Genomic DNA, 17,447 nt, shown 5'->3' with positions numbered 1-17,447 from the left:
GGGAAAGAACGGTCGCAGCCGCGCCATCTGTTCGTCGGTCAGCCAAAATAGATTGCTCATGATACCCCCTGAAAGTTTGGGGATTTGAAGCATGCGACCAATGCGATCTCAAGCCGATTAATGGGTCCTGAGCCTAGGAAGGGCATGGGCGCCGCGTCCATTGCGATGATCGCAACGCGCGGAGTGCTGGTGAAAGAGGTTTATCATGGCTGATTTGTTTCTGGATTGGGGCGCACTGGGGGCTTTGAACTCGGCTGTTGGGCCGATGTCGACGGTGGATACCGGCGGTGTGACGGTGAATGTGGGGTTCAACGCCGTGGACGAGGGCGCACAGGCCTATGTCATGGGAACGGATACCTACGTTGCCCCCGGTGAAGATTTCGATCCGAATTCAGTTGCCAAGCTGCTGGGTCTGGGCGGCGAAGGCGGCACCGACACCACCTCGATCACGACGCTGGAGTTCAGTTCTTCGGACAATCTGTTCGGCGATGATGTTCAGAATGTCAGCTTCCGTATTTCGGACATCGATTCCGGCGCGGACCCTTATACCGCCAGCGGGACTTCGATGCTGGATGTGGTCACTGTCCGGGCCTATGACGCGTCGGGCAATCTGATCGGCGTAAATTTCACCGCTGGCAGCGCGGTTACAGCCGCTGGCGATACGCTGACCGGCGGTCCCATGAATTATGAACCGACTGATGGCGACGCCTCGGTGCTGGTGGAGATCGCAGGTCCGGTTTCCCGGATCGAGATCGAATATGCCAACGAAGGCGACGGCGCGCAGCGTATCTATGTCAGCGACGTGCATTTCCAGACCACCGACAATTGCGACCCCGAGGATGGCGACCGTGATGGGGACGGGTGGCGACGATCTGATCGACACCTCTTATGATGGCGACCCGGATGGCGATTTCGTTGATGCTGGCGACAATATCTTCCCCGGCAATGATCCTGATGACGATATCATCTATGGGTATGATGGTGACGACACCATTCAGGGCGGCAACGGTGAAGACACGATCTACGGCGGTGACGGGTCGGATTCGATTGAAGGTGGCGATAATCACGACATCATCTATGGGGACAATGAAACCCCGGACGCCAGCGCATTGCCCGATCTGGGCTATCCGGGCCTGTATCCGGCGGATAGCGACCCCGACAACAACCGCGATTATATTCTGGGCGGCGACGGGGCCGATACGATCTATGGCGCGGATGACGACGATACGCTGTATGGCGATGCCGGGAATGATTATCTGGACGGCCAGATTGATGATGACGTCCTGAGCGGCGGTAATGATGATGATACGCTGATCGGTGGGGCAGGGAACGATACCCTGACCGGCGGATCGGGTATTGATGTCATCGACGGCGGTGCAGATCGTGACGTGATCTATGGTATCAATCCGGGTGAACATGTCAGCGGCGGTTCGGCCGGGGACGACTGGGATACGCTGCATCTGACGGGTGGCAATAGCCGCGTTGGAACCACGACCGTTGACAGCGATGGCAACGGGTTCGATGGCACCATCGAATATCTGGATACCGACGGCAATGTGATCGGCACCTCGACCTTTGAAAATATCGAGGAAATCGTGCCTTGCTTTACCCCCGGCACCGTGATCGCCACCCCGCAGGGCGCGCGTCTGGTGCAGGATTTGAAAGTCGGGGACAAGGTGATCACCCGCGACAACGGCATTCAGGAAATCCGTTGGGTTGGTGCCAAGCAACTGACTGGTGTGGAATTGGCGCGGAACCCGCATCTGAAACCGATCCTGATCAAGGCCGGTTCGCTGGGCAACGGTCTGCCGGAACGTGACATGATGGTGTCGCCGAACCACCGTATGCTGGTGAACAACGACAAGGCCGCGCTGTTCTTCGAGGAACGCGAAGTTCTGGCCGCCGCCAAGCATCTGGTCGGTATGGAGGGCATTCACAACGTCAATGTGATGGGAACCACCTATATCCACTTCATGTTCGACCGGCACGAGGTCGTTCTGTCAGATGGCGCATGGACCGAAAGCTTCCAGCCTGGCGACTATACCTTGAACGGTATCGGTGACGAACAGCGTCAGGAAATTCTGGAACTGTTCCCGGAACTGGCTACCGCAGCAGGTATCAACGGCTATCAGGCCGCCCGCCGCTCGCTCAAGGGCTACGAAGCCCGCCTGCTGGTTAACGGCTGATCCCTTTGCTTTGCAGCGACCCACCCGGAATTTTCGGGTGGGGACCGAAAAAGGGGGCGGGGCTGTCCTCTTTTTCTGACCTGACCCGTTTCCGCATCTGCGGGACGGGTCTTTGGGGTTTTTGCTGGCCAGCATGGCGGTTGCCTGTCTTGGTATGGAAACAATCGCCTCAGTTTCCCCGCATTTCCTCGGAAAATGCCTAATTCGCGCCCTAATATTGTCTGGAACCGGGTGTGTAACTGACGCTGAGTTAATTTCCCCGAACGGATCGGGGTACTTTCATGAGGCGCGAACGACATGATACAGCACACAGGATTCCAGGGGCAGAATGTCCCGGTCTGTCGCCCTCAACCGGGTAAGAGGGTTTCATCGTGACGGTTTCGTTTATTTCCTATGGTATTGATGTGGTTCAGGACGCCGATCTGGGGGTCAGTCCGGGAATCGGAAATGATGGCGCGGGGCAGATTACCCTGAATGGCGGCACGCAGATTTTCGGGGATGGCCAGATCGTTCAGGTTTTTGTGGACGATGTGAACGCCGATGGTGAATTGCTGCCCACGTCCCATATCCTGTCCATCAAGGTTTATGACAGCGTTGCAGACTATCAGGCCGGAACCGTGCTGTATGATTATCAGTCTGTGGATTTGCACGGGTCGATTGCGGTGCAGGACAGCCTGACCGGCATGGGCGATACCTATCTGAATATCGACGCCAGTACCTTTGTGTCCGCAGATGCAGGCGCCCCGGCGCTGAGCAATCTGTTTTTTGCCCCCGGCACGGATGCGAATGACAATTATGGCACCCTGACCATCGACCGCGATACCGATGTGGATTTCGACGGCGATGGCGCCATTGCCCCCGGCACTGTCGAAGAAGGCAATACCTGGTTCAATACTGGCTATGCAACGCAAGCCTATGGCCCGATCTCGGACGGGATCGTGACCGGCACGGCGGGCGGTGACGTGATGGAACTGGGCTATGTCGATCCGTCGGATGGCGATGTGATTACCACTGGTGGCGATCAGATCGAAGGTACATTCGGGGATGATACGATTGACGGCGACGCAGGCGACGATGGTGTTTTCGGTGGCGAAGGTAACGATCAGATCACTGGCGGCGTGGGGGATGACTGGGTTGTTGGCGAAGGCGGCGATGACACGATCACCCTGTCTGACGGGTTTGGCAACGATATGATTATGGGCGGTGAAACCGGCGAAACAAATGGCGATCAACTGGACGCCAGCGCCGTAACCGCCAACCTGACCGTGGATTTCAGCGGCACCGACCCCGAGGCGGGCACCGTGTCGGATGGCGTTCAGACCGCCGTATTCAGCCAGATTGAAAGCGTGGTTCTGGGCGGTGGCGATGACACCGTTATTCTGGGCGATGGCGGCGGCACGCGGATGGTGGATGATTTCGCCGGACCCACGGATAATGGCGACGGCAGCTTTACTGGCGTTGATCTGTTAGACGTGACAGGGTTGACGAATGATATAGGCGATCCTGTGACCACGGACGATGTCACCGTACTGGATGATGGCGCTGGCAATGCCGTATTAACCTTCCCCAATGGCGAAAGCCTGACGTTGCGGGGCATTGACCCCGGTAGCCTTGCCCCAACGGCGGCGCTGGTGGCTATTGGCATTCCTGCCGGTGCCGCAACGGGCAACGATTTCATCGTGTCGGGAACGGATGCAGGCGAATGGATCGACGAATTTTACACCGGCGATCCCGATGGTGACATGGTTGATAACGGCGACGCCCGCGACGGATCGGATGACGATCATATTCAGGCGGGCGCCGGGAATGATACCGTGCTGGGGGGATTGGGCAATGACCTGATCGAAGGCGGCGATGGCGATGACCAATTGGAAGGCGGCGATGGCGACGATACCTTCTATGGCGGGGAAGGCGCTGATCACATCTATGGCAATGACGGCAACGATGTCGGTTATGGCGGCGCTGGAAATGACTCTTTCGAAGGGTACGATGGCGACGACTATTTCGAAGGTGGCGATGGCGACGACAAGATCGAAGGCGACCGGGGCAATGACACGCTGATCGGCGGCGCGGGCAATGACTGGATGCGCGGCAGCTATGGCGAAGATTACCTTGAAGGCGGCGAAGGCGACGATTTCCTGTGGACCGGGTATAACGACGACACCATCGTTATGGAGGATAACTTCGGCAACGACACCATTGAAATGGAAGGTCAGGCCGAAACCTATGGCGATGTTCTGGATTTCAGCCGCGTGACCACCGATTTGACGGTGGATATGCGCACCGATGTGCAGGGCAACGGTTTCGTCAGTGACGGCGTGTCGACCGCGAATTATCAAAGCGTGGAACACCTGATCCTTGGGGGGGGAACGAACACAATCCTGCTGGGCCATATTTCCGGCAACGATGCCGTCGAAGGCTTTAGTGGTCCCACGGATAACGGCGATGGCACCTATACCGGCTATGATCAGGTGGATGTCACCAATATGCAGGATGCTGCGGGCGATACCATCGACACCTCGGACGTGATCGTGAGCGATGATGGCAATGGCAATGCGCTGCTGTCCTTCCCCAATGGCGAAACCCTGACGCTTGTAGGGATTGATCCATCCGAAGTGGCCAGCCCGGCGCAATTGCACGCAATCGGCATTCCGCTGCCACCGTCCGTTCCCGATGGTGTGGTCGAAGGCACCACAGGCGACGATCTGATCGACGTGGCCTATACCGGCGACCCCGAAGGCGACATGGTGGATGGTCCCGACGGCGACAACGATGTGATCGATGCCGGGGATGGCAACGATACCATTCTGGCCGGGGCAGGGGATGACACCGTGTATGGCGGCGCGGGGGACGACCTGTTGAATGGCGGCGACGGCGCCGATCAGCTTTATGGCAATGATGGCAACGATAGCTTTGACATGGGCGCGGGGGACAGCGCCTCGGGCGATGGCGGGGATGATACGTTCAACGTGCGCGGGATGCGCGGCGGTCATATGGCCGTTGATGGCGGCGAAACCGGCGAGGTGCTGGGCGATACGCTGAATATCACCGGCCCGGCCACGATTGCCTATGATCCGGATAATGGTGAAAACGGCCATGTCGAATGGCTGGACGGCACGACGCTGGATTTCGCGAATATCGAGAATATCAATTATGTGCCGTGCTTCACCCCCGCCAGCCTGATCAAAACTGCACGGGGCGAAGTTCCGGCCGGGCTGCTGCAATGTGGCGACCGGGTGCTGACCCGCGACAATGGTTTTCAGGAAATCGCCTGGATCGGCCAACGTGCGCTGACCCGACCGGAACTGGAACGTGCGCCAAAATTGCGCCCGATCCTGATCCACAAGGGGGCGTTGGGGCCAAATCAGCCGGAACGCGATCTGTTCGTGTCGCCACAGCACCGGATGCTGGTCAACACCCGCGAAGCCGCGCTGTGGTTCGGTCAGGAAGAGGCATTCGCCCCCGCAATTGCCCTGACGGGCCTGCCGGGCATCCGGCAGGTGCAGGCCCCCGGCGTGACCTATGTGCATTTCATGACGGACCGGCATCAGGTGGTGATGGGCGATGGCGCATGGAGCGAAAGCTTCCAGCCCGGCGACCTGACCCTGTCTGATATGGACCATGCCCAGCGGGAAGAATTGTTTGCGCTGTTCCCGGAACTGGCGCAGGGCCAGACCAGTCAGGTCTACCCTGCGGCCCGCGTCACGCTGACCGCGCACGAGGCTCGGCTCTTGGCGCGTTAGATCACCTGCGCGGCCCGCCACGCAGCCCAGGCTTCGGGGGTATCCAGATCGGTCAGCGCGTGCTGCGCGGGCAGGGGGACCAGATGCACCCGTTGCCTGTGCCGCACGATGACGGACCGCGCCCCTTCGTCGCCGCGCAATTCGGTCAATTCACGTAGCAAATCCTGCGGAAAGATCACCGGATGCCCCGGCGTGCCATCCGCACTGGCCCCGCGTGTAATCGCCCCGGCCTGATGCGCCGCCCAGACTGTTTGCAAATCCATTTCCGTCATTTCCGGCATATCGGCGGGCAGGATCATCACATCTGTCACCGCCTCGGGCAACGCCCGTACCCCCGCCCGGATCGAGGCGGCCATGCCTTCGTCCGCATCCGGCACCCAAATCGGCGTGGCCGCACCAATATGCGCCACGCGCGGATGATCCGGTCCCGGCAGGCACACCATCACCCAGCCACACACAGCCAATGCCCGATTTACCATCACCCGCAGCAGTAGCCCATCCGCCAATGGTTCCAGCAACTTATCCCGCCCCGGTCCCATCCGCGACGACGCCCCCGCCGCAAGGATCATGATACAGCCTGTCATTCACCCCTCCTGCTGCCGGGCCTGCGCCCCTGCTTCTTTTTGATCCTAAATACTCTCGCCGAAGGCGTCCTGCCCTCACCGTCTGCCCCCACTCAGAGAGGGCGGATTTTCAGCTTTGTCACGCGGTTGCCTTCGCGTCCGCGCACTTCGAACCGGAACCCGTGGAAGCTGAACACTTGTCCCACTTCGGGGATCATCTGGGCCTCGTGTATGACTAACCCGGCAACGGTGTTGGCTTCGTCATCCGGCAGCGCCCAATCGGTTGCGCGGTTCAGGTCGCGGAGGGTCATGGCGCCTTCGATCACGAATTGCCCGTCTTTGGTTTTCTGGATCGGATGGGCGGCATCAGGGTCAAATTCATCGGTGATTTCCCCGACGATTTCTTCCAGAATATCCTCTAGCGTGATCAGCCCTTCCAGTGATCCATATTCATCGACCACCAGCGCGAAATGGGTCCGGCGGCGCAGGAATTGCCGCATCTGATCGTCCAGCGTGGTGGTGTCCGGCACGAAATAGGGCGGCATTGCCACGTCCAGAATGTTGAACCCGGTCAGCCCCTTGGCTTCGGGGGTAATGGCCAGCTTGTGCATTCCGCGCAGCAGGTCGCGGGCATGGACCACCCCAAGGATATTATCCGGGTTGCCGCGATAGACGGGCAGGCGGGTGTGATTGCTTTCCAGACATTGCGACAGGATTGCCTCGGGGGTGTCATCGGCATTGATCATTTCAATCTGGCTGCGATGTAGCATGATTTCTTCGACCGCGCGTTCGCCCAGATCCAGCGCCCCCAAAATCCGGTCGCGGTCTTCCTTTTCCACCACACCTTCGGAATGGCCCAGATACAGCGCCCCGGCGATTTCTTCGCGCACGGCCAAAATCTGACTGTCGGGGTCGGCTTTCACGCCAAATACCCGCAAGACGCCCCGCACCAGCCAGCGCACGGCGCTGACCATCGGGGAAAATACGGTAATCACCACCTGAATCGCCGGGGAAACGCCCGCCGCTGCGCGTTCGGCATTGGTGATCGCATAGGTTTTCGGCAGCACCTCGGCAAAGATCAGTACCAGCAGCGTCATCACCAGCGTTGCCAGCGCCACGCCGCTTTCGCCAAACAGATTGGTGAACAGCGATGTCGCCAGTGACGCCGCCAGAATGTTCACCATGTTGTTGCCCAGCAGCACGGACCCGATCAGGCGTTCGTTATCTTCGGTGATTTTCAGGGCGCGTTCCGCCCCGCGTGATCCCTTGTCCGCCTGTGCGCGTAATTTGCCACGGGATGCCGCCGTCAGCGCCGTTTCAGACCCGGAAAAGAACCCCGACAGCACCAGCAGAAACAGGATCGACGCTGTTGTGATCCAGAATGCGCTATCCAGCATCGTGTCGCCCGTTGGGGCGGGGGTGGTTTCCATGTCGTCCCTCGTTGTGCAATTTGCATAGGGTTATGGGGGGCATTGCCCCTTGGTTCAAGGGACGTGGCCGCCTTAGCTGCCGCTATTTTCGCCCTGTGCCAGCGGATGATGTGTCAGCACCAGCCGTTTCAGCCGTTCGTCCAGCACATGTGTATAGATTTCCGTTGTCGATACATCGGCATGGCCCAAAAGCGTCTGAATCGCCCGCAGGTCCGCCCCATTTGCCAACAGATGCGTAGCAAAGGCATGGCGCAGCGTGTGCGGTGTTACGATGTCCGGCGACAGGCCCGCCGTTACCGCCATTTGTTTGATCAACGCAAAGAAACGGTGCCGGGTCAGATGCCCCGCCTTGCCGCGCCCCGGAAACAGGTATTTCGACGGGGTGCCGCCCTTGGCCTTCAGCGCCTCGTTTTCTTGGGCCAGGACCGCGTTCCATGTGGCCAGCGCCTCGCGGGCGGGGGGGGACAGGGGGACCATTCGTTCCTTGCCGCCCTTCCCCATGATCAGCAACATACGCGGATCGCCATGTGTGGCCCCCACGGGCAGCGAAACCAATTCAGTGACCCGCATTCCGGTGGCATAAAGCACCTCTAGCAAACAGGTATTGCGCAGTTGTTCCGGTTTGTTGCGCCCGGTTTTTCGCGCGGCTTTTAGCAGGCGTTCCACATCATCCACAGACAGCACCTTGGGTAGGGATTTCTTGCGCCCCGGTCCCCGGATTTGGATGGCCGGATTGTCGTTGCGCCAGCCTTCTTCAAAGGCAAATCGGTACAGTTGTTTGATCGCAGATAACCGCCGTGCCCGTGTGGCCTGTGACAATCCCTGAGCGTCGCAGTGGATCAGATAGTCCTCGATCACGTCACGATCCAAGGTAACAAAATCCGCCCCACGCGCCTCGGCCCAATCCGCGAAATCTTTTAGGTCGCGGCCATAGGCCAACAGGGTGTTTTGCGCGGCCCCCAGTTCGGCAGCCTGTGCTTCCAGCATGGCGGAAATCCAGCGATGCGCATTCATCATGGGGTCCTTTGCAACAGTAAGGCCTGCAACCCCGCCTGCCGGGCGGTATCTTCCAGCCCCAGCGCCCGGAACGTGGCCAGTGCCGTGACCAGATCCTTGGTTTCGCCGCGCATGGCGCTTTGATATAGCAGCATCGCCTGCAAGATGGCTTCGCCGACGCGCCCATCGGCCAACGCCACAGACAGATCGGTGGGCAGCTCGCGCGTCTGAAATCCGCTGACGATCGCGCGTTCCAATGGGGTTGCGGCCGACGCCGGTCGCGGCTGTCCCTTGGCCAAAGAGGTCAGGAACAGGCGCGCGGGAAAGTTTTCCCCCTTGGTCTGGGCGATCTGTTCGTATTCGGGCGACAGCAACGCAATCGCATAGGCCAGATCGGCGGCTTCGCCCCCCAAGGGCAGATGCGCCAGGTCTTTGCCGTATAGCCGGGCAAATGGCACCTCCAGCCGGGCGGCCTGCATGGTGCGCCACGCGTTCGGCAAGGCCCGCGCCACGGCACCGGGATCGGTAGACCGGATGGCGGTGTCAAAGCGTTGCACCGCCTCGACCCGGTCCCAGATACCACCGGATGCCGCAGGCAGGCGTTCTGAATACACGCCCAGCAGGCGGTTTTCCGGTAAGGCGGCGGTTTGGGCCAGACGTTCAGCCGCTTCGATCCGGGCCTTCCAGCCGGACATATCGCGCAGATCGGCCACGGCAAAGGCCCGTGGCAGCGGCGCGGTGGGCAGCGGTTCGCCCACGGCTTCCCACAGACGGAACACCAATGGCGTTGGACGGACCGGGGGTAGGGGCAGCGGATCGTCCTCGAACTCCTCGGGGTCCAGAAAATGCGACAGCAGGGATTCTTCTTGCTGGCTGAGCAGGCCCAGCGTTTGTGCGGTGCTGAGCGTCAACGCCGCCGCCCGCCAGTCGCCCATCCGCGCCGTACAGAAAATCCGCGCCGCATAGGATGGGGCCAGCCCCGGTGATTTCACCAGTTCGGCACAGGCCTGATCTTCGTCTCCGGTCAGAAGCGTGGCATCGAACCAGCGCGAAAACAGCGGTTTCGTGGTTGGCCCGGCCCGTTCCAGCAATGCCTGTGCCGGTTCCACAGCACCCAGATCAATCAGCATGTCCAGCCGGGTTGACAGAAACGCCCCCACATTGCCCGTATCAATGGGCGGCTCTGCCTCGGCCAATAGCAGGGTATAGAGCAGCGATTGCATGGCAGGCAGATCGGCCAGCCGTTGCGTCTGCATCAATGTTGCAACGCGCTGGAATCTGCTGCTTTGCCACAACGATCCGGGCAGCCCCGTGACCGAGGACGGCAATAACCCCACCGAATCCCGTGCCGGTTCCCCCAGCGGCGTGACGGATATATCGGGCGTGGTGACACCGCCGGAAACGGGCGGTTCAGCCGCGCCCGGCAAGGGCTGGATCACCGGGACGGGATCATTCAGCCAATCAATCGCCGACAGCGGCGGCCCGGCCTGCGCCGCCACAGGCACCAGCGCAAGCGCCAGTATCTTAGCCCGCATCAAGCGTCACCGATTGGCGTATTTCCGTCTGTTTCGGGGAAAAATCAGCCCCCAGAAACGGACCGACATAGGCATAGGCCGTCAAACCGATGACCCCTAGGATAATCAGGATGAACAACCATTTGATAAGACGCCCCATAGTCCTGCCTGTTTTTCTGTGTGCGCATTTTCCACAACTTATAACTGGCCTTTTCGACAAGATCACGTCATTCATCCGTGAAGATTGAAAAACGGCACAAGATAGCCGAAAAGGCCCGTTTATGAGCTGGAAACTAAAAAAAACTGTGGCGCTTGTCGGAATGATGGGCGCAGGGAAAACCGCCGTCGGTAAGGCGTTGGCCGCGCGTCTGGATGTGCCGTTCCTTGATTCGGATGCCGAAATCGAAACCGCCGCCAACATGAGCGTGGCTGAAATCTTTACCCGCGATGGGGAACCGTTTTTCCGTGATAAGGAAAGTCAGGTTATCCAGCGGTTGTTGGAAAACGAACGCTGCATTCTGTCCACGGGTGGCGGGGCGTTTCTGGCAGATCGCAATCAGCAGATGATTTCCGAAAAGGGTGTGGCCGTCTGGCTGAATGCGCCGCTGGATTTGTTGTGGCAGCGGGTCCGGCACAAGGATACCCGCCCATTGCTGCGCACCCCCAATCCGCGGGCCACGCTGACAGGGCTGTATGAAAAACGCACCCCCATCTATGCCCGCGCTGATCTGAAGGTGGACGTCAGTTCCAAATTCTCAATCGAGGAAACTGCGACCTTGGTGATTGATGTGCTGCTGGCACGCCCCGATGTACTGGAGAAATGCGAATGATGGAAACCGTTCATGTCGGTCTTGCCGGGCGCGAATATGACATCCACATCGGCCCCGGTCTGTTGGCCCGCTCAGGGGAATTGATCCGTCCGCTACTGAAACGCCCGCGTGTGGCGATCGTGTCCGATGAAAACGTGGCGGCATTGCATCTGGATGCGTTGAAGAGTGGCCTGCAAGCGGCTGAAATTGAAAGCGTTTCGTTGACATTGCCCGCCGGGGAAAGCACTAAGGGTTGGCCCCAGTTCACCCGCACTGTTGAATGGTTGCTGGAGCAAAAGATCGAACGGAACGATGTTGTCATCGCGTTCGGGGGCGGCGTGATTGGCGATCTGGTTGGCTTTGCCTCTGCGGTTTTGCGTCGGGGTGTGCGGTTCGTGCAAATTCCCACCAGCCTTTTGGCGCAGGTCGACAGCTCGGTCGGGGGGAAAACCGGGATCAACGCACCGCAAGGCAAAAACCTGATTGGGGCGTTTCATCAGCCATCGCTTGTGCTGGCCGATACGGCGGTGTTGGGCACTCTGACAGAACGCGATTTTCTGGCCGGTTACGGCGAGGTGGTGAAATACGGATTGTTGGGGGATTTCGAATTTTTCCAATGGCTTGAAGCGAATGCCTCATGCGCTGCATCCGGTGATATGGACGCCCGGATTTACGCTGTGAAACGGTCCGTTCAGATGAAGGCCGGCATTGTGGAGCGGGATGAAACCGAACAGGGTGATCGGGCTTTGCTGAACTTGGGGCATACGTTCTGTCACGCGCTGGAAGCGGCCACAGGTTATTCTGATCGTCTGCTGCATGGCGAAGGTGTCGCCATCGGTTGCGCCCTTGCGTTCGAGGTGTCGGCCCGCATGGGGCTGTGTTCCCAAGAAGACCCCAGCCGCCTGCGTGCGCATTTGCGCGACATGAAGATGAAGGTCGATCTGTCTGATATCGAAGGGGAATTGCCCGACGCTGACGCGCTGATTGCGCTGATGGGGCAGGATAAAAAAGTGGTGGATGGTAAAATCCGTTTCATCATGGCCCGTGGGATTGGACAGGCGTTCGTGACGCAGGATGTGGACATGACGATTGTTCGCACAGTTCTGCAACAGGCGCTGGACGCCCGCTAGTATTCCCCGAACCGCCGCAGTAGATTACCCGCTATGACGGGTAATCTGCGCCGCCGCATTATCATTTTGCTGATCTTCCTTGGCGCGGTTGCGGGCTTTGCCGGGGGGGTGTGGCGCTATGGCTATTTGCAGGCGCTGGATCAGATTGCCCAACGCGGCGAAGCGGACCTGACCCTTGCCACGGATCGCCTGAAGGGGCAGTTGCAACTGTATCAGCAATTAGCCGTTTTGACCGCCGAACATCCGGTGGTGCGGGCGGTTTTGCTGGGGATGGACCCGGCGCTTGCGCTTGATTTGCTGCAACAGGCGGCTGACAAAACCACGGCGCTGGATGTGTTGCTGGTGAACCCGGCGGGGGAAATCCTTAGCTCTGCCAATGGCACTGGCCCGGATACGATGATGTCCTCGCCCGCGTTTCGCCGCGCCTTGCAAGGCGCGTTGGGGGAAACGCATGGCATCAACGCGGCAACCGGATTGCGGGCCTATTCCTTTGCCGCGCCGGTTTTTACGCCGCTGGGACGGGTGGCCGGGGCACTGATTGTCGTGGCCAATATCGACCGGGTGGAATCCGAATGGCGTGGCGCGCGGCCTTCGGTGTTTTTCACCGATGCACAGGGCGAGGTGTTCATTTCCAACCGATCTGAATTGTTGTTCTGGAAACGTCAGCCCGATGGTGGATTGATGCCGCCCAACGGCAGGGCAATGGATTTTGCGGTGCAGCATACTGGCCCCCATGCGATCTGGTTTGAAAACTGGTCGCCCTATGTGCCGCGCCGCGCGCTGTATCTGTCACGGCATTTGCCCGTCATCGACATGACAGCAGAGGCGTTAATCGACGTGGACCCGGCCCGCCGTCTGGCGTGGCTACAGGCGGCTGTTGTTGCGGCGATCAGCCTTGCCTTTGGGGCATTTTTGTTTTTGGCAGCAGAACGCCGCCGCACGCTGGCGCTGGCGAATGCACGGCTGGAAACCCGTGTTGCGGAACGCACCGCCGAATTATCCCAAGCCAACCACGCCCTGCGGCATGAAGTGGCCGAACGTACCGCCGCCGAAGCCGCGCTGAAAAAGGCGCAGGCCGACCTGGTGCAGGCGGGCAAACTATCCGCGCTGGGGCAGATGAGCGCGGGGATCAGCCATGAGCTGAACCAGCCGCTTATGGCGATCCAGCAATATGCCGAAAACGGTGCGGCGTTTCTGGACCGCAACAAACCCGACCGTGCCGCGCAAAACCTGACCCGGATCAGCGCAATGGCCAATCGGATGGCACGGATCATCAAGAACCTGCGCGCCTTTGCCCGGCAGGAAAGCGAACCTGTGATCCGGGTCGATCTGACCGCTGTGATTGAACAGGCGCTGGAACTGTCGGAAACCCGCCTGCGCAACGACGGTATTTCCCTGCGCTGGACGCCGCCAAACGCGCCGGTGCATGTGATGGGGGGCGAAGTCCGCCTTGGGCAGGTTTTGGTCAACCTGATCGGCAATGCCGCCGATGCCATGACCGCCAGTCCAATCAAGGAAATCGCCATTTCCCTGCGGCAAGAGGGCGATAAAACCTGTCTGGAGGTGGCCGATACCGGCCCCGGTATCCGCGAACCGGAACGGATTTTTGACCCGTTTTACTCAACAAAAGAGGTGGGCGCAGGCGATGGCATGGGGCTGGGGCTTTCTATTTCCTATGGTCTGGTCCAAAGCTTCGGCGGTGCGATCCGGGGCCGCAACCGGGCGCAGGGTGGGGCGGTTTTCACAGTCGAACTGACCGCCGCACCCGATCCACATAGACAGGGGGCAGATGCAGCATGATCCGGCGGGTTTTGGTGGTGGATGATGACGCAGCCGTGCGCGAGGCATTGGCCCAGACGTTGGAACTGGCCGATCTGGACCCGCTGGCCGTTGGCAGCTTTATCGAAGCCAAGGACCACATCGCCGCCGATTTTGCCGGGGTGATCCTGTCGGATATTCGGATGCCGGGACGCGATGGGTTTCATTTGTTGGACTATACCAAATCCATTGATCCCGAATTGCCCGTGACCTTGCTGACGGGCGAAGGCGATATCCCGATGGCGGTCAAGGCGATGGGGCAGGGTGCCTTTGGGTTTTTGGAAAAACCTTGTGCGCCCGCCGATCTGTTGGCGGTGATTGAACGGGCCTTGAAAACCCGCGCTTTGGTGCTGGAAAATCGGCGGTTGAAGGCACAACTGGAAACCGGCGACCCGGCGGCGCGTCTGGTCTTTGGCACCTCGGCCCTGGCCGAAGGGTTGCGCAGTCGCATCCGCCTGGCCGGGCAGGCCCAGACCGAGGTGCTGGTGACTGGCGCCCCCGGCACCGGCATTTCCAAAATAGCCGAGATTGTCCACCTGATGTCCCCGCAGGCCAAGGGGCCGTTCGTCAAACATGCTGCCACGGGAATGGGGCGCGACGATCTGGACGCGGCCTGTGATGCTGCGCAGGGTGGGACGCTATTTTTGGATGACATCGGGGCCATGCCCGCCGATACGCAGTTTTCCCTGCTGGAACGGCTGGAACGTTGCGATCCGGTACGGCTGATCGCGGGAACCACAGCCGATTTGCAACACGCGGTCGAACAGGGGCGGATGAATTCCGAATTGTTTTACCGGCTGGATGTAATGCGCGTGCGTATCCCGTCGCTGTCCGAACGTCCCGATGATATTCCGATCCTGTTCCGTCATTATGTGGCGCAAGCCAGCGAACAGGCCGGGCTGACCCCGCCCGAGATTACGCCAGATGTGATTGCCGGGCTGATGGCGCAGGACTGGCCCGGCAACGCCCGCGCTTTGATGAGCGCAGCGATGCGGTTTGCCTTGGGGTTGGGCGAGACGCAGGCCGATGCCACCCATGCCGAAGAGCTGGGCCTGTCCGAGCAGATGGCGCGGGTTGAACGTTCGCTTCTGATCGCGGCGCTGCGCCGGGTGAATGGCCGCGCGGCAGAGGCCGCCAAAAATCTGAAACTGCCGCGCAAGACCTTTTACGACAAACTGGCGCGATATGGGCTGAAGCCGGAACATTACCGCTGAGTCGCCCATCTGCATGGTTTTTGTTGTCTGTGCGAAAATCCGCACAATCGCCGGAATTAGCTGTGTGAAAATCCGCACAACGCTGTATTGCGGCATGGCAGATATGCGCTTCGCACATATCTAGTCCGCTGAATTTATATGTAAATTTTTCAATCTGGCAAATTGGATCACTTTTCCTTGTGTGTTGCGGTCGCTCTGTCAAATTTCGCTCACCGCGCCGATGGGGGCGCTTTCCACGTCTCAAGAACTCTGGGAGGAGACAGACATGAAATTCCTGACCACTGCCGCAACGGCGCTGGCCCTGACCGTGACTGCACAGGCCGCTTTTGCGTCCGCTGGCTGCGATGACGGCGAAATCGTTATCAAGTTCAGCCACGTCACCAACACTGACAAACACCCCAAGGGCATCGCCGCATCGTTGCTGCAAAAGCGCGTGAACGAGGAAATGGACGGCAAGGCCTGTATGGAAGTGTTCCCGAACTCGACCCTGTATAACGACGATCAGGTTCTGGAAGCGATGCTTCAGGGCGATGTGCAACTGGCTGCACCGTCGCTGTCGAAATTTGAACAGTTCACCAAGCAGTTCCGCATTTTCGACCTGCCCTTTATGTTCAAGAACATCAGCGCCGTAGACGAATTCCAGAACTCGGATACGGGTCAGGCGATGAAAGAATCCATGGTACGCCGTGGCCTTCTGGGTCTGGGGTTCTGGCATAATGGCATGAAACAGATGTCGGCCAACAAGCCGCTGAGCACGCCCGCGGACGCCAAGGGCCTGAAATTCCGCGTGCAGAACTCGGACGTGCTGAAGGCGCAGATGGCCGCGATGGGCGCCAGCCCGCAGCCGATGGCCTTCTCCGAGGTGTATGGCGCGCTGCAAACCGGCGTTGTGGACGGTCAGGAAAACACCTGGTCCAACATCTATGGCCAGAAATTCTTTGAGGTGCAGGACGGCACCACCGAAACCAACCACGGCATCATTGATTACATGGTCGTGACTGGCACCGATTGGTGGGACAGCCTGCCCGAGGATGTGCGCAGCCAACTGGGGACCATCATCACCGAAGTGACCACCGAACGTAACGCCGCTGTGGGCGAAGTGGACGGTCAGGCACGTCAGGCCATTCTGGACGCGGGCGGGGTTATCCGCGAGCTGTCCCCGGCACAACGGGACGAGTGGGTGACCGCTATGAAGCCCGTCTGGGAACAGTTTAAAGGCGACGTCGGTCAAGAGAATATCGACGCGGCTCAGGCGATTAACGCCAAACACTAATGCCTGATCAACAGGCCGACCTTCCCGGCCCCATTTGCGGGGCCGGGTTTTTCATATCCTCCGGGGGAAGGGGGTAAGGCATGTCCACCCAATTTGAACCGAAGACGGCCCTGGGCCGCATGGTCAACGAGATCGAGGAAACCGCAATCGCGCTGATCCTTGGCCTGATGACCATCATCACCTTTATCAACGTTGTGCTGCGCTACGGGTTCAATACCGGCCTGATCTGGGGGCTGGAGGCCGTGACCTTCTTGTTCGCGTGGCTGGTTTTGTTCGGCATCAGCTATGCCGTGAAAACCACCGCGCATCTGGGCGTGGATGCGTTGATCAATTTCTTCAACCCGTCTCTGCGTAAGGTTGTGGCGCTGATCGCGGCGGCCCTGTGCATTTTCTATGCCATTCTGCTGATGAAAGGCGCATGGGATTACTGGGCGAATTTCGCCAACCTGCCACAGTCGACCGGGCGTTGGTTTCCAACCGGGCTAGAGGAGATGAAGCGCACCTCTTACCGTGGCTGGTACGAGGTGGTGGACATCCCGTTCCCCGAATTCCTGCGCTGGATCGAACCCATCATGAACGAGGGCGAGCATTACGAGAAACTGCCGCGCTTCATTCCTTATTTCATCCTGCCCTTCGGTATGGCCCTGCTTTTGTTCCGTTTCCTTCAGGCCACGCTGCGCCTGATCCGCGGCGAGGCTGAATCGCTGATCGTCAGCCACGAAGCCGAAGACGCCATCGAAGATGTCAAACACCTGAACGCCGGAGACTGAT

At 59.6% G+C, this 17,447-nt stretch carries 14 protein-coding genes; 9 read left to right on the top strand and 5 right to left on the bottom strand.

The window, feature by feature from the left end:
* Nucleotides 1–205 precede the first annotated feature (205 nt).
* The 3 genes from FN828_RS20925 (at nucleotide 206) to FN828_RS18235 (ending at nucleotide 5,929) form a co-directional block, all read left to right on the top strand.
* Nucleotides 206–892: a hypothetical protein gene (locus tag FN828_RS20925; RefSeq protein ID WP_235891528.1), complete on the top strand. Its 687-nt coding sequence runs from the start codon at nucleotides 206–208 to the stop codon at nucleotides 890–892.
* Nucleotides 852–2,186 (top strand): Hint domain-containing protein, encoded by a 1,335-nt coding sequence (locus FN828_RS18240; RefSeq protein ID WP_235891529.1) that lies wholly within the window; start codon nucleotides 852–854, stop codon nucleotides 2,184–2,186. The genes FN828_RS20925 and FN828_RS18240 overlap by 41 nt, the downstream gene beginning before the upstream one ends.
* Nucleotides 2,187–2,557: 371 nt before the next feature.
* Nucleotides 2,558–5,929 carry a Hint domain-containing protein gene (locus FN828_RS18235; RefSeq protein ID WP_142494803.1) on the top strand — a complete coding sequence of 1,124 codons (3,372 nt, stop codon included), beginning with the start codon at nucleotides 2,558–2,560 and terminating at the stop codon, nucleotides 5,927–5,929.
* Here FN828_RS18235 and FN828_RS18230 read toward each other — a convergent pair.
* From FN828_RS18230 to FN828_RS20680, 5 genes are all read right to left on the bottom strand, one after another.
* The gene (locus FN828_RS18230) at nucleotides 5,926–6,513 is read right to left on the bottom strand and encodes a nucleotidyltransferase family protein (protein ID WP_142494802.1); all 588 of its coding nucleotides are present in this window, start codon (nucleotides 6,511–6,513) and stop codon (nucleotides 5,926–5,928) included. The genes FN828_RS18235 and FN828_RS18230 overlap by 4 nt on opposite strands.
* A 92-nt stretch (nucleotides 6,514–6,605) precedes the next feature.
* On the bottom strand, nucleotides 6,606–7,922 hold the full coding sequence (locus FN828_RS18225; protein WP_142494801.1) for an HlyC/CorC family transporter: 1,317 nt from the start codon (nucleotides 7,920–7,922) through the stop codon (nucleotides 6,606–6,608).
* Between the two features lie 72 nt (nucleotides 7,923–7,994).
* Nucleotides 7,995–8,936: a site-specific tyrosine recombinase XerD gene (locus tag FN828_RS18220; RefSeq protein ID WP_235891527.1), complete on the bottom strand. Its 942-nt coding sequence runs from the start codon at nucleotides 8,934–8,936 to the stop codon at nucleotides 7,995–7,997.
* Entirely contained in the window at nucleotides 8,936–10,453 is a 1,518-nt protein-coding gene (locus tag FN828_RS18215) for a hypothetical protein (protein WP_142494799.1), read from the bottom strand. Before FN828_RS18215 ends, FN828_RS18220 begins: the two co-directional genes overlap by 1 nt.
* On the bottom strand, nucleotides 10,443–10,592 hold the full coding sequence (locus FN828_RS20680; protein ID WP_185959088.1) for a hypothetical protein: 150 nt from the start codon (nucleotides 10,590–10,592) through the stop codon (nucleotides 10,443–10,445). The genes FN828_RS18215 and FN828_RS20680 overlap by 11 nt, the downstream gene beginning before the upstream one ends.
* 121 nt (nucleotides 10,593–10,713) lie before the next feature.
* On the opposite strand from FN828_RS20680, the gene FN828_RS18210 reads away from it, so the two are divergent.
* From FN828_RS18210 to FN828_RS18185, 6 genes are all read left to right on the top strand, one after another.
* Nucleotides 10,714–11,262 (top strand): shikimate kinase, encoded by a 549-nt coding sequence (locus tag FN828_RS18210; protein ID WP_142494798.1) that lies wholly within the window; start codon nucleotides 10,714–10,716, stop codon nucleotides 11,260–11,262.
* Nucleotides 11,259–12,371, top strand: a complete 1,113-nt coding sequence (gene aroB, locus FN828_RS18205) for a 3-dehydroquinate synthase (protein WP_142494797.1) — start codon at nucleotides 11,259–11,261, stop codon at nucleotides 12,369–12,371. Before FN828_RS18210 ends, aroB begins: the two co-directional genes overlap by 4 nt.
* Nucleotides 12,372–12,404: 33 nt before the next feature.
* Complete coding sequence (locus FN828_RS18200) at nucleotides 12,405–14,171, top strand: sensor histidine kinase (protein ID WP_185959087.1); 1,767 nt, start codon at nucleotides 12,405–12,407, stop codon at nucleotides 14,169–14,171.
* Nucleotides 14,168–15,403 (top strand): sigma-54-dependent transcriptional regulator, encoded by a 1,236-nt coding sequence (locus FN828_RS18195; protein WP_142494796.1) that lies wholly within the window; start codon nucleotides 14,168–14,170, stop codon nucleotides 15,401–15,403. Before FN828_RS18200 ends, FN828_RS18195 begins: the two co-directional genes overlap by 4 nt.
* A gap of 265 nt (nucleotides 15,404–15,668) precedes the next feature.
* Entirely contained in the window at nucleotides 15,669–16,676 is a 1,008-nt protein-coding gene (locus tag FN828_RS18190) for a DctP family TRAP transporter solute-binding subunit (RefSeq protein ID WP_142494795.1), read from the top strand.
* An 80-nt stretch (nucleotides 16,677–16,756) separates the two neighbouring features.
* Nucleotides 16,757–17,446, top strand: coding sequence for a TRAP transporter small permease (locus FN828_RS18185; RefSeq protein ID WP_142494794.1), 690 nt, complete (start codon nucleotides 16,757–16,759; stop codon nucleotides 17,444–17,446).
* Nucleotide 17,447: the final 1 nt, after the last annotated feature.

The organism is Thalassovita litoralis, assembly GCF_900182725.1.
Taxonomy (GTDB): domain Bacteria; phylum Pseudomonadota; class Alphaproteobacteria; order Rhodobacterales; family Rhodobacteraceae; genus Thalassobius; species Thalassobius litoralis.
Note: the sequence above shows the minus strand (reverse complement) of the source record. Positions and strands in the feature narration are given on the sequence as shown.

Excerpts from the sequence above, each read along its gene's own strand:
- FN828_RS20925 (WP_235891528.1), top strand. The coding sequence starts at position 206 with ATGGCTGATTTGTTTCTGGATTGGGGCGCACTGGGGGCTTTGAACTCG.
- FN828_RS18240 (WP_235891529.1), top strand. The coding sequence starts at position 852 with ATGGGGACGGGTGGCGACGATCTGATCGACACCTCTTATGATGGCGAC.
- FN828_RS18230 (WP_142494802.1), bottom strand. The coding sequence starts at position 6,513 with ATGACAGGCTGTATCATGATCCTTGCGGCGGGGGCGTCGTCGCGGATG.
- FN828_RS18225 (WP_142494801.1), bottom strand. The coding sequence starts at position 7,922 with ATGGAAACCACCCCCGCCCCAACGGGCGACACGATGCTGGATAGCGCA.
- FN828_RS18220 (WP_235891527.1), bottom strand. The coding sequence starts at position 8,936 with ATGAATGCGCATCGCTGGATTTCCGCCATGCTGGAAGCACAGGCTGCC.
- FN828_RS18215 (WP_142494799.1), bottom strand. The coding sequence starts at position 10,453 with ATGCGGGCTAAGATACTGGCGCTTGCGCTGGTGCCTGTGGCGGCGCAG.
- FN828_RS20680 (WP_185959088.1), bottom strand. The coding sequence starts at position 10,592 with ATGGGGCGTCTTATCAAATGGTTGTTCATCCTGATTATCCTAGGGGTC.
- FN828_RS18210 (WP_142494798.1), top strand. The coding sequence starts at position 10,714 with ATGAGCTGGAAACTAAAAAAAACTGTGGCGCTTGTCGGAATGATGGGC.
- aroB (WP_142494797.1), top strand. The coding sequence starts at position 11,259 with ATGATGGAAACCGTTCATGTCGGTCTTGCCGGGCGCGAATATGACATC.
- FN828_RS18200 (WP_185959087.1), top strand. The coding sequence starts at position 12,405 with ATGACGGGTAATCTGCGCCGCCGCATTATCATTTTGCTGATCTTCCTT.
- FN828_RS18195 (WP_142494796.1), top strand. The coding sequence starts at position 14,168 with ATGATCCGGCGGGTTTTGGTGGTGGATGATGACGCAGCCGTGCGCGAG.
- FN828_RS18190 (WP_142494795.1), top strand. The coding sequence starts at position 15,669 with ATGAAATTCCTGACCACTGCCGCAACGGCGCTGGCCCTGACCGTGACT.
- FN828_RS18185 (WP_142494794.1), top strand. The coding sequence starts at position 16,757 with ATGTCCACCCAATTTGAACCGAAGACGGCCCTGGGCCGCATGGTCAAC.